The 14,555-nt window shown below is 43.7% G+C and carries 13 protein-coding genes and 1 pseudogene; 3 read left to right on the forward strand and 11 right to left on the reverse strand.

Annotation, left to right across the window (positions count from 1 at the left end):
• Window positions 1-343: 343 nt before the first annotated feature.
• Entirely contained in the window at window positions 344-2,746 is a 2,403-nt protein-coding gene (locus tag KUG37_RS07525) for a glucose/quinate/shikimate family membrane-bound PQQ-dependent dehydrogenase (RefSeq protein WP_216938443.1), read from the reverse strand.
• 232 nt (window positions 2,747-2,978) lie between these two features.
• Window positions 2,979-3,146: a hypothetical protein gene (locus KUG37_RS07530; RefSeq protein ID WP_216940328.1), complete on the reverse strand. Its 168-nt coding sequence runs from the start codon at window positions 3,144-3,146 to the stop codon at window positions 2,979-2,981.
• Between the two features lie 488 nt (window positions 3,147-3,634).
• Here KUG37_RS07530 and KUG37_RS07535 point away from each other — a divergent pair, with 488 nt between their 5' ends.
• Together KUG37_RS07535 and KUG37_RS07540 are read left to right on the forward strand one after the other, a co-directional pair.
• Window positions 3,635-4,243 carry a DUF805 domain-containing protein gene (locus KUG37_RS07535; RefSeq protein WP_216940329.1) on the forward strand — a complete coding sequence of 203 codons (609 nt, stop codon included), beginning with the start codon at window positions 3,635-3,637 and terminating at the stop codon, window positions 4,241-4,243.
• 84 nt (window positions 4,244-4,327) lie between these two features.
• Window positions 4,328-4,783, forward strand: a complete 456-nt coding sequence (locus tag KUG37_RS07540; RefSeq protein WP_216937840.1) for a hypothetical protein — start codon at window positions 4,328-4,330, stop codon at window positions 4,781-4,783.
• Between the two features lie 164 nt (window positions 4,784-4,947).
• On the opposite strand, the gene KUG37_RS07545 is transcribed toward KUG37_RS07540, so the two are convergent.
• Window positions 4,948-5,595, reverse strand: coding sequence for an HAD-IA family hydrolase (locus KUG37_RS07545; protein WP_216937842.1), 648 nt, complete (start codon window positions 5,593-5,595; stop codon window positions 4,948-4,950).
• Between the two features lie 97 nt (window positions 5,596-5,692).
• Here KUG37_RS07545 and KUG37_RS07550 point away from each other — a divergent pair, with 97 nt between their 5' ends.
• The gene (locus KUG37_RS07550) at window positions 5,693-6,460 is read left to right on the forward strand and encodes a hydroxymethylpyrimidine/phosphomethylpyrimidine kinase (RefSeq protein ID WP_216937844.1); all 768 of its coding nucleotides are present in this window, start codon (window positions 5,693-5,695) and stop codon (window positions 6,458-6,460) included.
• A 74-nt stretch (window positions 6,461-6,534) separates the two neighbouring features.
• Here the strand turns inward: KUG37_RS07550 and KUG37_RS07555 are convergent, their stop codons facing one another.
• The 8 genes and pseudogenes from KUG37_RS07555 to KUG37_RS07590 form a co-directional block, all read right to left on the reverse strand.
• The gene (locus tag KUG37_RS07555; protein WP_216940331.1) at window positions 6,535-7,590 is read right to left on the reverse strand and encodes a DUF1176 domain-containing protein; all 1,056 of its coding nucleotides are present in this window, start codon (window positions 7,588-7,590) and stop codon (window positions 6,535-6,537) included.
• 3 nt (window positions 7,591-7,593) lie between these two features.
• Complete coding sequence (locus KUG37_RS07560) at window positions 7,594-10,032, reverse strand: AI-2E family transporter (RefSeq protein ID WP_216940333.1); 2,439 nt, start codon at window positions 10,030-10,032, stop codon at window positions 7,594-7,596.
• Window positions 10,033-10,150: 118 nt separating this feature from the next.
• On the reverse strand, window positions 10,151-10,591 hold the full coding sequence (locus tag KUG37_RS07565) for a nuclear transport factor 2 family protein (RefSeq protein WP_216937850.1): 441 nt from the start codon (window positions 10,589-10,591) through the stop codon (window positions 10,151-10,153).
• 416 nt (window positions 10,592-11,007) lie between these two features.
• Window positions 11,008-11,370 (reverse strand): 5-carboxymethyl-2-hydroxymuconate Delta-isomerase, encoded by a 363-nt coding sequence (locus KUG37_RS07570; protein WP_216937852.1) that lies wholly within the window; start codon window positions 11,368-11,370, stop codon window positions 11,008-11,010.
• 137 nt (window positions 11,371-11,507) lie between these two features.
• Window positions 11,508-11,846: a zinc ribbon domain-containing protein YjdM gene (locus KUG37_RS07575; protein WP_216937854.1), complete on the reverse strand. Its 339-nt coding sequence runs from the start codon at window positions 11,844-11,846 to the stop codon at window positions 11,508-11,510.
• A gap of 117 nt (window positions 11,847-11,963) precedes the next feature.
• On the reverse strand, window positions 11,964-12,410 hold the full coding sequence (locus KUG37_RS07580) for an SRPBCC domain-containing protein (protein WP_216937856.1): 447 nt from the start codon (window positions 12,408-12,410) through the stop codon (window positions 11,964-11,966).
• Between the two features lie 235 nt (window positions 12,411-12,645).
• Entirely contained in the window at window positions 12,646-13,035 is a 390-nt protein-coding gene (locus KUG37_RS07585) for a ribonuclease E inhibitor RraB (protein WP_216937858.1), read from the reverse strand.
• A gap of 264 nt (window positions 13,036-13,299) precedes the next feature.
• Window positions 13,300-14,231: pseudogene (locus KUG37_RS07590) on the reverse strand (hypothetical protein).
• Window positions 14,232-14,555 lie beyond the last annotated feature (324 nt).

Genomic DNA, 14,555 nt, shown 5'->3' on the forward strand with positions numbered 1-14,555 from the left:
AGCAAATCACATGATTTATTCTATAAGCCGGTGTGATCTTCAATGATCAGTGGATTCGAATTTTCTTCATCAGAATACAGATAGAAATGTTAGTTTTAAGCCGTGTGCGAAGTGAAATTTGAATATCAAAGCGATTTTATCAACGTCTTTTTCGATTCATTCAAAATTATGCCACCCACATTATTTCTTCAATATTCTAAAGGGTTATAAAGGGACTTATGGCCTTGTGAAACAAATCAACATCATTTTTATCAAGCATTGCTTATCCTCTATTTTGCGAATAAAAATGAGCCATAAAAAAGCCCGACGAATCAGGATTTCTTAGACAAAATTAGAGCGTCAGTTACTTATTGTCCGGCAAGGCATAGGCAATGAGTGAGTCGCCCATCTTGGTGCCAAAGGAACCATGACCACCCGCCATAATAACCACATACTGCTTACCATTGGCTTCATAGGTCATTGGCGTAGCCTGACCACCTGCAGGTAGACGCCCTTTCCACAACTCATCACCGTTGTTTACGTTAATGGCGCGAATATAGTTGTCTTGAGTTCCACCGACAAACATCACGTTGCCCGCAGTGGAAATAGGACCACCCAGCATCGGCACACCCATTTTGAATGGTGGCAATGGAATACCCGGCATACTGTCACGGATGGTACCGATGCGGCGTTTCCAGGCCACTTCATGGGTATTTAAATCCACACCTGCTACAAAGCCCCAAGACGGCTGTTTACAAGGCAGACCAAATGGAGACAGGAATGCATTGATTTCAACACCATACGGCACACCATACATCGGTTGAATACCGGCTTCTGTTCCTGCACCTTTAGCAGTTTTCTCACGGTTTGGATCTTGAGGAATCAGTTTTGAAACAAATGGCAGACCAATCGGGTTGGTCAGTGCAATCTGACGCTCTGGATTGACCGACATACCGCCCCATTCGAACACGCCCAGATTACCAGGGAATACCAGAGTGCCATTTTCAGATGGTGGGGTATAAATGCCATCGTAGTTCAGTTTATGGAATGCAACCCGGCAGACCAACTGATCAAACATGGTGGCGCCCCACATCTGCTTGTCAGTCAACTTGTCTTTTGGTGCCAGGTTAAAGTCAGAGAAGGGTTGCGTTTTAGCATAGAACTCGCCCTTGGTCTGAGGACCACGTTTCACAGATTGTGGTACCGGTTTCTCCGTAATCGGCACAATCACTTTACCATTACGACGGTCCAGCACAAAGGCATTTCCGGTTTTGGTCAAGACATAAATGGCTGGAACCATATTGCCATTTTTGTCTTTGATGTCGGTCAATGTCGGCTGTGACGGCACGTCCATATCCCACAAATCATGATGTGTGGTCTGGAAATTCCAAACCAGTTTACCTGTGGTGGCATTCAGGGCCAGCATCGAGTTGGCATAACGCTCGTCCAGTTCAGTACGGTGACCACCATAAATATCCGGAGTCCCCACACCTGTTGGTACATAGACGATGTCCAGCTTCGCGTCATAGGCCAAAGGTGCCCAAGCGTTTGGAGAGTTGTGTACAAATTTTTGGCCCGGTGCAGGAATGGCGTTTGGATCTTCAGCGCCAGTATCAAATACCCAAAGCAGTTTACCGGTATTCACGTCATAACCACGGATCACACCAGAAGGTTCTTCAGTTGAATAGTTGTCGGTAGTTGAACCTGCAATAATGATGGTGGTACCTGTGACAACTGGGGGTGACGTTGGAATATAACCGCCCGGATACGGAAATGGCATATCTTTTTGCAGATCAACTTCGCCATTTTTACCAAAGTCAGAACATGGCTGACCCGTGACTGCATTTACCGCAACCAGCCGCCCGTCATTGACCGGCAAAATCACTTTTTGTGGACATTCCGCAGAGCTGCTTTTTTTCGCAGCGAGACTAGTTTCAAAACCAGCTGTATTGTTCACATCATAATAAGACACACCACGGCAGGTTAAATGCTGATAGGTATGATCGGCTTTTAACTTCGGATCATAAGTCCATTTTGCCTTACCTGTGGCCGGATCAAGCGCAGTCAATTTCTGGTGAGTGGTGCAGATGTACATGTTGTCACCCACTTTAATTGGGGTAACCTGATTGGTGGTTTCACCCGAGTCATTTTCAGTTTTGAATTCGCCCGTGTGATATTCCCAAGCCACTTGCAGGTCTTTGACGTTTTCAGTATTGATCTGTTTTAATGGCGAATAACGTAAACCGGACTGGGTACGGCCATAGGCTGGCCAGTCTTCATCTGCCACACCCGGGATTGGCTGGTGGGTTGCAGGTTGCTGAGATTTTAATTCACCCCGAATTTCTTGCGGATCATTAAAGATAGAATAGATCATGACGGCAATGGTAATGGCCAGTGAACCCGTCAAGGCAATTTTGGCACCTTTACTATAATCAAAACCGCGTGTTACCGCAGGAATAAGTAGGACTAAACCGAACAGACCTAGAATATCTAGACGCGGCGCAAGCGCAAAGAAATCTGAACCAACTTCCCACAACCCCCACACCACTGTCGCCAAAACAAATATCGCATACACCATGAGTGCAGCACTTTTCCGCTGCTGTAATAGAATTGCGGTCGCAATAAAGACAATGCCTGCAATGATGTAGTACCAAGACCCACCCAGCACTGCAAGATAAATTCCTCCAATCAGCAGTCCTAAACCGAAAATAGCGGCAATGACCACTAAAATCGTTTTCAGTACCGAACCTGATGATGAAGTATTCATAGTGAACACCTTATATAAATTTTTTGAAAGCTTATGCGCAGGACCGGCATGAGCAACTTAATTATGAAATTCCTAGTTATAAATACATCAATGTCTTGAGCAGGCATCACTCATCAATGCAACAAAGTGCTTAGATATTCAACTATGTATTGGCAACTAAAAACTATATTTTAGAAAGATGTATCGAACTTAATCCCGTCTATCCGCACATTTTCACCCTCTTTGTCTGCGCTTAAGTGACGAACATCTTGCACATTCGAGCGCATGCTGAACCAGTTACTGGGGCATGTGAGCCACAATAAACTTCCGCGCCCATGTCGTGGTAAGGATCAGCATGTGCAGCTGGAGTCGCCAGAAGCAAAGCTAAACTGCCTTTGATGATGGGGGGAGAGAGATTCAATGTGACACCTTTATCACAATATGAAGCTTGGTATTGTATGCCTGTCTCTTTTGAATAATTATTACTAATAGTTAAAATGTATGAACAAAATGTTAAGGCAAGTATATTTATTATAAATTTATTGCAAATCACTCAATCTATAAATAATTGTTTATATTATTATTTTTAATTAAATGTAAAACATAAAGTTACAATTCCAAATACCGGAATGATATTTACGTGGTGTATTCAAGCTTAACCTCCGTCTACCGACTGCCAGTATAAATCTGTTCCGGTTAATGCTTGTCATCTATCCTTTCAACGCATGCTGACCTGAATATTTCATTGGCTGATCATCAAAACATTATTGCTGTAACTCGTTTGAAATCATTAGAAAATTAATGCCATTTCACTATGAATTTTTAAAAATTCGATTATGCTAAAGTTATTCTGATAAAAAATTGCATCGCTTTAAAAAAAATAATTTAGCTTAATAGACGAGAACAAGCATGAAACGTTCAATCCTTGATTTTTCAATTCAATACAATACCGGTTTCATCTCGGGAGATGATAATCAGCGCTATAGTTTTAATGGTGCGGACTGGCGTGGAGAACGTCCACCGTCCCGTGGGGATCGGGTCGATTTTATCGTGAACACCGCGGGTGAAGCCTCTGATATTTATCTGGCCTTAGGTACTTCTATTTATCTGGGGGAAAAAATTTCCAGTCAGCTCGACAAATACTCCAATCTGGATCAGGCCGAGGAAAATTACAGCAGCATTGACTGGTTTGTAAAATGTCTGACCAACTATGCAAACTTTTCCGGCCGCGCACGCCGTAAAGAATTTTGGTTTTTTATGCTGTTTTGTGTAATTTTAGGCATTATTGCTGAGGTTATTGATACAGTTTTAGGCACTAAATCGCTCGTAAATGGCCTGCTTAATCTGGTACTTCTTGTCCCAAGTCTGGCAGTTGGTGCCCGTCGTTTACATGATGTAGGACGTTCTGGTTGGTGGCAATTGCTGATGCTTACCGTGATTGGTGTTCTTGTGCTGATCTGGTGGTGGGCCACTGAAACCAAACAACAAAACAATAAATATGGTGCTCCGGCCAAATAACCGAAGCTTACAAATCCCGTCTTGATGCAGGATTTGTTTATCGCTTATTTAATGAGTAAATATCAGTAAAATCAGACTCTCACAATGCTACAAGAACAATTAGTGAAATTTCCAGATGCTGTATGGGTGCAAATTTATAAAGACAAAATGCAGCTGATGGACACAGATGGTACGATCACGCATACCCGACTACCAGATGTACCTTATGCCCATCCACGGAGTATTATTGCCGACTTTGATGCAGCCGCAGTGACCCTAAAACAGCTGTTACCCTCGCCGGTAATGAAAAGGCTATTCAGCCCTATTGCATTGCTGCAAATCATGGATCTGCCGGAAGATGGTTTAACGGAACTTGAAAAGCGGGCTTTGCTAGAACTCGGTTATGAAAGTAGTGTACAAAATGTCATCCTGTTCGACCACGCAGGAAATGCACTGACCAAAGCCAAACTTCCACCCCAACATCGAATGACGATCATCAAAATTTTGCTGGTGATCATTATTATGGTGGTGCTGGCATCAACCTGGTTTTTGACGCTTTAAGTATTCGTCCAAGATTAAAATCCTGCAGAGAGCGAGATTTTAATCGGGTCAGCGTTTAATAAAAGAGCTTATCTTCTAGATATACTGATCTCTATAGATTCACCCGCTGATAGATCCCAACATCTCTAAAAATCAGTTCAAATCAATTAAGCAAACAAGAAACTTCATTTAAAATAATCTAATAACTGATTAAAACTATCTATTTTATATTTAGGCTGTGCCAGTGCTAACTCATCCTGACTGCCATAACCATAATTCACGGCAATGGAGTCAATGCCATTATGACGTGCGCCAAAAACATCATATTCACGATCCCCGACCATCACACATTGCTCACCCTGCAACTGTTGCTGTTCCAGAATATATTGAATCAGTTCAGCTTTATTGGTTCGCTCGCCATTCAGCTCACTGCCATAAATTTCTGTAAAATATTGGGTCAGATCAAAATGTTCCAGAATCTGTTTCGCATAAACCGTGGGTTTTGCCGTGGCGACAAACAAGCGATAACCACGGCGTTTCAGTTCTGCCAGCGTTTCTGCCACACCCTCAAAAACATGATTTTCATATAGACCCTTGACTGCAAAGCGTTCGCGATAAGCCATCAAGGCCTGCTCAGCCAGAATATGATCTGTATCGACCTTTAAGATTTTGGCCAGCGAGGCTTTTAAGGGAGGACCGATAATCCAGTCGATATTAACCTCATCACTAATCGGATGGCCAATCTTTTCCAGGCCATAACGCGCAGACGTAGTAATACCCACTTTCGGATCAGTTAATGTCCCATCCAGATCAATCAAAATATTCTTAATCACCGTCCATCCCCTCTTCTCAGCACCGATATAAATTAATATCGAGAGTTCATTCAAATTTGCCTATACTAATGTAATTTAGTGAATGAAGGACATCATTTTGCGCCCTACCGTACTTTGCTTCTCCGGTTTAGACCCTTCAGGTGGAGCCGGTCTTCAAGCAGATATTGAAGCCATTGGTCAAAGTGGTGCCCATGCAGCAATTGCCTGCACAGCCCTTACCATTCAAAATTCGCAGCAGGTTTTTGGTTTTGAAGCCACGTCCCGAGAATTGCTGCTGGCTCAGGCCAATGCCGTGGTGAATGACTTGCCAATTCGTTGTGTAAAATCCGGCATGTTAGGCACCACAGATAATATCGCGGCACTGGCCGAGTTTCTGGCTGCACATTCGGACTATCTGTATGTGCTGGATCCGGTTCTGGTGGCGAATAGTGGTGGCTCACTGGGCAATCAGGCGACCCTGGTCAAAGCATTTACCCAGCTTATTCCTTTAGCTACCTTGCTAACCCCGAATACGGTTGAACTGCGTGCCTTGACCGGCGAGCAGGACCTCAAGCGGGCCACTCAAAAATTATTTGAAATGGGCGCACAGGCTGTTCTGGTCAAAGGTGGTCATGAAGATACCCCTGATTATATTCAGAATAGCCTGTATATCGCGGGTGAGCTGATCAACGAAACCCGCTGTCCACGTCTGGAAGGTGAGTATCATGGTTCGGGCTGTTCACTGGCCAGTTTCATTGCCGGACGTCTGGCCATGGGTGATCAGTTGAAAACTGCGGTACAGCATGCTGAAACCTGGTTATTTGGGGTATTAAAAAATGCTGAAATTCCTGTTCCAAATGGTCAGAGAATTCCAAAACGTTTTTAAGATTAAAATTTTAAAGATAAAAAAGCCTGAATCATTCAGGCTTTTTTATAGTTTCTATTTTTGCGAGGATACCCCTATTGAGCTGAGATAACTATGCTCACATAGCTTGGTAAATTCCAGGCACCACCAGCAAAGCCTTTGCATTGTACGGTCAGACTACTGAAGCTTTTGACAAATTTCCTGCCATTCCATGCCCATTGGTCCTGACTTCGACAATCACCCAAACCTCGTACTTTATGCCCGGAAAATATCTGGCCTTGGCTAAAGGTTTCTCCGGAGGTGGTCACCAGCTGTTTCAGCTGCTTGTTTTGATCCATCAGCCAGAAACCGCTTCCCATATTATACGCCCCACGCCAGCAGGGGATCTGAATCAACTGATTTTGAGCATTGATGGGATAAATCGTCATGGCATCATCCGACAGAAAACGCTGGCTAAACAGCAAATCACATTGATCCTCGTTGGTGGTTGCTTTCAGTTTTCGAATCATCTGCTGACTCGCTGCCGTATTCAGTTTTGCTTGAGTGATCTTGCCTGACTGATATTTAGATATCACAACTTGCGGTATCGCTGCGGCTTTGAGTACCGCTTGACAGGATTTTTTCCCAGGCTTGATCAAGGCTGAGGTCGTAGAGAGTCGGTGCTGAAATGCATCCATCTTGAGCAAAACGGCACTAGCTCCGGCTGTCGACAAAGTCCAGTGTGTTTGCGCATTCTTAAATATCACTGGACTTGTTCCCTGTACAGCTTTCAACAAGGCACGTGTTTGAGCCGTACTCGGTTGTCCTATTCCCTCCCGATTCAGGCCAATCATGCCATAAGCTGTATTGGCAATTTGCATCTGCACTTCTCGTGTCGTTGTGGTGGTAGCTAAGGGCAAAATCCGGACCTGAGCTTTGATGCCACTGTTTGCACCCGCAGCACGCTCTAATAGCACCGAAACAGGTAAATCAATGTCCTGGTCGGATTGATAACCGGCAGCGCGGCAGGTACCGGTATTGTCACAGGCAATTTCCCAATCCTTATGTGAAAAATGCAGTCCCTGAATGGCAGCCAGACTCCATGAACTGATACCGGTCAAAGCGAATACAATGCTCATAGCTTTGATGCTGTATGTCCATTTTTGTTTCATCATTTAATCCTTTTTTAAAACACTTGCCGAAGTAGCTGGCTGCATCTGTTCAATCTGCTTCTGTTTATCTTTTTTCTTGCGCTCATTACTCAGGGTTGCCATTAAATCCTGTGCCAAAGCTTTGAGCAAAATCATATCTTCCGCCTGCATCTGTCTCGGCTGCTTATCCAGCAGACACAGACTACCGAGCACAATTCCGTTTTTATCTCTTAACGGTACACCGGCATAGAAACGGATATGATGCTGTCTCAATTCTGACAGATACGGAAAACGCGGATCGCGCTGCAAGTCTTCAATCACCAAAGGCTCATTTTGATAGAGCAGATGGGTGCAGACAGAACTCTTGCACATCTGCCGGATTGCAACAGGCTCCTGGTTAAAAGGGCTGACCGGAATATACATTTCATGCTGATCTAGCCAGGAAATTTGCGCATAATCCACATCAAAGGCCTGGCGAGCTTCTTCAATATACTGCTTATAAAGGGTCTGATGGCTGTCGTCCAATAATCCCAACTCATTTAAAGCCTGCTGCCGTTCTTTTGTATTCTTGATCTCCAGATTCTCAAACCAGTTTTCTCCTTCACTCAAGGCGTCAGTCTCGATGGTCAGGATCAGATCATCCACGTTATTGACCAGTGCCTCCAGCTCAAAACGTTGTTGCAGTTCATCCAGAATCTCCAGCTGCGTCACGCCCCAGGTTGCAAAAATAACTTTCAGCTCAGGATATTGCTGTGCCAGTTTATATTTCAGCAAACGAATCTGTGCCGCAGGTGCATGATGAAAAATAGACACACATAAAATCTTGATCGAAGCTGGTAATACAATGCCCTTTTCAGATTCGCCCGATTGAATCAGCACATCCGGATCATTTTGGGCGGCAATCTGTTTGAGGTTCAGGGCATGCGCCAACATGGCAGAAATCTGGGTGTCAATTTCCCACCGCGCCCCCACACAATAGACTTCGGGCTGCTCTGCACTCATTTCACTCGGATAAGCTTTTTGAAAAGCATGATTAAAGAACTTCAATCCTTGATAAAGACGCAACCGATGCGCGGCGGTGATATCGGTATCATGTCCTTGGGAATAAATTCGAATGGCTGGAATGGCCACTTTGCCATAGAACATTTGTACGCAACGAGCGACATCATCCGCAGTTGGCTTTTTAGGCAACTGCGCACAGATATAATCATTGGCCACCTGCATCGCGTCATTGACTTCATCGGCCACCAGTCGCTGATAAAACTGCTCGGAGGGTGACAGCACAGGCGTACTGCCCAGCAGAGTTTTGACAAAACCCAGTGCGGGCACATAGTTGGACAATACCAGTAAACAGGCAGTCAAAGGCGTCGACAAGATCAGCCCCACTGGTCCCCAGAGGGTAGTCCAGAAAGTAGCTGCCAGAATAATCGCCAAGGTAGACAGACCGGTGCTTTCTCCATAGAGCCAAGGTTCAATCACGTTATTGCTGATAAGTTCCAGGGCCAGAATCAAGGCCACGGTCCACAGCACCATGTTCCAGCCCGGATCGACGGCGAAGGCCAGCGTTATCGGAAAAATAGCTGAAACAATCGGACCTACATAAGGTACAAAACGCATGACCACTGCGACCAGTCCCCACATGACCGCTGCTGGCACCCCAATCAGCAACAGTCCAATCGCCATGGGAATGCCATAGGTGACATTGACCAGTAATTGCATACGCAAATAGGTTCCGATACTTTTGCCAGCATCATCCAGCGCATCGGTACCGATATTCAGATTACCGCCCAAGAGCTTCAGAAAGCGGTCATGCAGGTCTTTGCCATTCAGCAAAATCAGCACCATAAACAGGAACACAATCCCGATAATCGCCAGCGGATTCAGGATTTTATTCAGCCAATCCAGCGCAGCTTCTTCACTCGATGGTTCCAGGCCGACCACTTTAACATTCTGGACTTTCGGGTCTTCAGTTTCCTGTTCCGGGGTATCTATTGAATTTTCTACGGTATCAAAGGTCTGGATTGCGCCATCCCACATACTCGGTCCCTGACGATAGGCTTTGAGCATATTCAGTTTTTGCTGGATGGTGTCCTGATATTGCGGCAGTTCCTGACTCAGCTTGCCGAGCTGCGCCCCAAGATAGGTTGCAGTCCCCCCCAAAAATGACAAGGTCAGACACATGACCAGACCAATCGCAGCCCATTGTGGACAGCCCCAACGCTTTAAACGGGAAACCAGCGGAGAAAGTAAAAATGCCAGCAAAATAGCCAAAGCCAGCGGAAGAAAAATATCGCGGCCAAAATACAATGCTGTAATCACCACGGCAGCAATCACAAAGCCTGCCATCAATCTGAGTGCATGTTGGGTACGCTGCCGCTCGGACTGATCCGGCATCAATACTTCAGTCTGTTGTTGCAGAGTGGCCTGTCGTAGTTTGACTTGACTGGTCTTGTTGTCATCCACCTGAAGTGTCCTAGCTTATTCCTTCAGCATAATCTAGGACTTTCTCTATTTTTGTTACAAAGGTATTCCTGTAATCATTTGCAAAGATATTTCACTTAAATCTTTACAGGCATATGAATCAGCTCACACTTTTGATCCGGCGCATTTTTCGGGTTTCGAGTTGTACTGGGACTGAAGTATGCTGATGCAGTAATTGCCATTTGCCTTGCTGCTTGCTGAGACACATGCTGACCCGACACCAGCCCAGCTGAAAAATCGGTTCAATCACCGCATAATTAACCCGCACATAACCATCGACGACCGCCAGATCATGGGTGACATGGATATTAAGATCCTGGCGCTCGATACGGATTCCTTCAGGCATAAAGGGCCGATATTGCTGCCAGAGTGCCTGGTAAGCCTCGACACCTTTGACTTCCATGCTGACATCGACCAGACGGATCTCCGGTCGGCATAATTGAATAATATCCTGAATTTCGAGCCTGGCTACTGCGTTGTCCCACTCCTGAAGAAATGCCATGACTTCCCGAGCCAATTGCTCATTCCCAAAAACTTGCATAAGATTCCCTCAACCGGACAATTTAGACCTGAAATCGGGGTGCAATCAGCTGACCGGATTTCTGATCTTTTGTTATTATTATTCTGCCTGTGCTAGCGCTGCTCTCGCTTCGCTGCCTGATTCGCTACAGCTCATCTGAAGATCATTTATACAATTATTTTTATCTCAGTCAGGATGAACCCACTGTTTCTTTATTGGATGATTCAAGAATCAGCAGCGATTAAAATCTACTTTAGAACTTTTATCTCATATCTGTAAATGACAAAATATATCATTTAAAAAATAGAAATATTTTTGGATCTGCACCAGATACCCGGCCATTACAGAGCAGGTAGATCTGCTTATGAATTTCTTAATGCTTGAATAAGCTTTTAATACATTTTATTTATGCCATATCACGCGATAAAAGCCAAGGTTCAAATAATGGCTTTAGCATAAGTCTGCTTTGGCATTTCAATAATTTCAACACAGAGCTGTATTTTTAATCCGGGCTGTGGCGCAATGTATTGCTGCATGACGTCGAGCACCAATGCAGAAATCGCCTGACGCACTTCGAGACTACGCCCACTCAACAGCGAAACTTTAGCATGCACATAAGCTTGATCTGTAACAATATTTAGTCCAACCACATAATCCTGCTGCATAATCGCACGACTTTTTAAATCATTGAGATCAGCTACATGGCCGGCATTAAAAAGTGCCTGATGGATGGCAACCAATAAAGCTTTAGTCTCGATATGTTGCAGATTGTCAGAATATTCCAGATGCAGGTGTGGCATAGAAAAGCTCTCGGATCGAAAACGTAAAGGTCAGGGCACTGAAAAATATTCAGCCCAAAATTTCAGCAATATTGAAAATATAATACAATTGATCAACCGTATTATTCTCTCATTGGAATTTTAATCTAAGACTAAAGTTAAGCTTTTTTTACATATTCCGATTTCAGTTTCATCGGACCAATTCCCTCGATTTTACAATCGATATCATGACCATCGGCAGCATCAGGCAATAGGCGGATGCTTTTTACTTTGGTACCCACTTTCACCACTGAAGATGAACCCTTGATTTTCAGGTCTTTAATGACTGTTACGCTATCACCATCTGCCAGTACGTTGCCATTGGCATCTTTAATGACCACTTGTTCTTCAGTGATTTCGCCTTCTTTCCACTCATATGCACATTCAGGACAGATCAGTAGATCGCCATCTGCATAGGTATATTCAGATTGACATTTTGGACAGTTTGGCAGACCCATAGGAACCTCGAAAAAGAGAAAAATTAAATAAACAAAGAAGCTTACAGTATAGCGCCTTTGCATGCAGCGCTAATTGGCAGGATCTTGAGATGCAACCAGCACAGCAACGTGAAGGAATCAATTATCTGAAATCTGCGGATTAACCAGCAAAGATAAGAGTTGCAGTGATTCCTGCCAACTCAAATGACACACCGCCGGTGGTACCAGATCCGGATAACCTACCTGAATAATATGCAAGCCGGTGCCAATTGACACTTTTTCAAAGATCACGGTAACTTCTATTGCCCCTTGCAGTTCCGGGGTGGAAAATTGATCGGTATAGCGCAGCAACTGATTGGGAATCACCTCATGATAAATGCCATGAAAATGATGTTGGGTCCCGGTAGAAAAATTGGTAAAGGTGGTTTTATAGCTGCCGCCGGGTTTGATTTCTGCATGTTCTACCTTGGCAATAAAGCCATGTGGTGCTAGCCATTTCGCCAGTGCATCCGGCTGCACAAAGGCACGATACACCCGCTCCGGTGGTGCGCTGAACACACGATGCATTTTTAAGGTGTAACTCATTTTGTCCTGTCCTTTATTCTTATTCTTTATTTTTTTTATTGAGGGATATCCCCTGCATTGGTCGTGACTGATCAGCCTGAGTTGGGCAGTCATCTCAGTCATTTTATCCAGTTTCTAACTGGCTATATATAATGAGTATGTATCTATGCACAAGTTCAAGTTTTCGCATATCCATTGAATAAAGCATATAAAAAACCCGGTAGCACCGGGTTTTTTCATTTAAATCACCGTATGATCAGCTGCTACGCGAGCTGCTTTCTTCATCATCCAGTTCATCATCATAGACATAGGCCATACAGCCCCAGCCATCATATTCACCCTGAAATTGTGCAGCGATTTTACTGAACCATTCTTCCAGATCAACAATATCTTCGTAAGCAGGCTCCATATACACATAAATCGTGATGATCCATTCCAAGGTATCGCTTTCTTCATCCTGAAACAGGCTGATTTTTTGCTCTTCTTTTAACAGGTGCAAGGCACAACGATCCGCCTGTGCTTCATCCGCAAAAGCAATCGAAAACTCAATTTCGTGTGCTTCCTGCAAGTCATCACCATCCTGATGCATTTGCCACAATACATTGCCATTTTCATCGTCAGGGAATTGATTGTAATCACGTGACATAGAAGTATCCTTATTATGATGCCGTTTTATTCTGCATTTAAGATTAGCTGATTTTTATACAATTATCGAGATCAGGACAAAAAATATTATCTTTTAACCATAAATAAACATATGATTTTTATAAATATAAAAATATACGATACGATCAACCTCTCCAGCCTTTCCATAACCTAAAAATCCTGAAAATATCAGGATTTAAACCTGCCTCTGGCAAGCAGAACACCTGGCAAAAATCATCTATTAGATGTTGATAAAAATCATGAGCTAGACGGTGTGTGGATACAGATGATCTTGTTTCAGTTGCATGAGCAGTGCAGCAAACCTGAGTTCCTCTAAACGCAGATGAAGATAGGATTCCTGAACCATGGCCTGACTCATTGCCTGCCCGGTATAATTCAGCAAGACATAATCATCTCTTAAAGCTTGCAGCATTTCGCCCAGATTTTCTGTGCTTAATCGAGAAAGATATGAATCTGCCTTACTATTAAAAGCCAGACTGATGATTGCAATGGTGCTTCGACGGCGGCTGTCGTCAACATAATTACAGCTTGCTACCTGCTGTTTTTCTATGGCCTGCTGAATTTTCTCACGCACATTGCACAAATACCGAGCTGTATCCGTTTCGTTATAGCCTTCAATCAACTGTTCCAGAACACGTGTTGCAGGAAGCTGCAAGCCGAACTGCTTGGCCTCTATTTTATGCTCTAAAGCACTTAATACCTCCTGCAAGCGATGCTGTTGCTTGGCCTGCTCATAATAGCCTGTAGACTTTGTCGGGCCTGCTGCTCGACCTCAACTAAGGCTTGCGCCTGAAACTGGGCAAGATAGTCTTTAACCTTTGCGATATAGGCCTTGAGATCATCGATCATAATCGAAGCGTCCAGCTTGGTCACTTCAACAAAGTTTTCGGCCTGCAAGGTCCGGTTAATAATGTATTGCCCTATATCCCAGATATCCTGATATTTTTTGTATTTATTCAGTGCAATGTTTAAACTGCTATTTTGTACCCGCAATTGGGTCATTTCATAATTCAATTCATCGACTTGAGTTTCATAATCTGACAATTTTCTGCGGGAATGATCCAGGTTTTCCTGTAAAAACTGGATATTGCTGCGTAATGAGGCCTGTATCTTCAAGCTCCCTAGCAAAACACATAATAGAATACTCGCGAGAACGAAGAGAGCCATACTAAGCATCGTTCTTTCCTTTAACCCCGGGCATTGCCCTAAACCATCAAATTAAAAATTTATTATAAAGTCGTGGTTGATTCTGCATCACTTTAGCCAGATAATCAAAGTCATTCATCACTAAGTCATTCATTAATTTTGTTTTTCTGTATTTTTTAGAGAGTAGATGATGCATGCTGGACTAATTTTTAGCTCAAACCCACCCCATTCAGAAAGCGTTGAAGAAATTCACTTTATATCAGAGGATATAATTTTAAAATAATGAAAGTAAAATCAAAAAAAATAAAAGTAGAGGTATCAAGATGATAAAAACGATAAAAAACCATCTGAATT

Origin of the sequence: Acinetobacter sp. BY419 (assembly GCF_019038395.1) — a bacterium.
Classification (GTDB): domain Bacteria; phylum Pseudomonadota; class Gammaproteobacteria; order Pseudomonadales; family Moraxellaceae; genus Acinetobacter.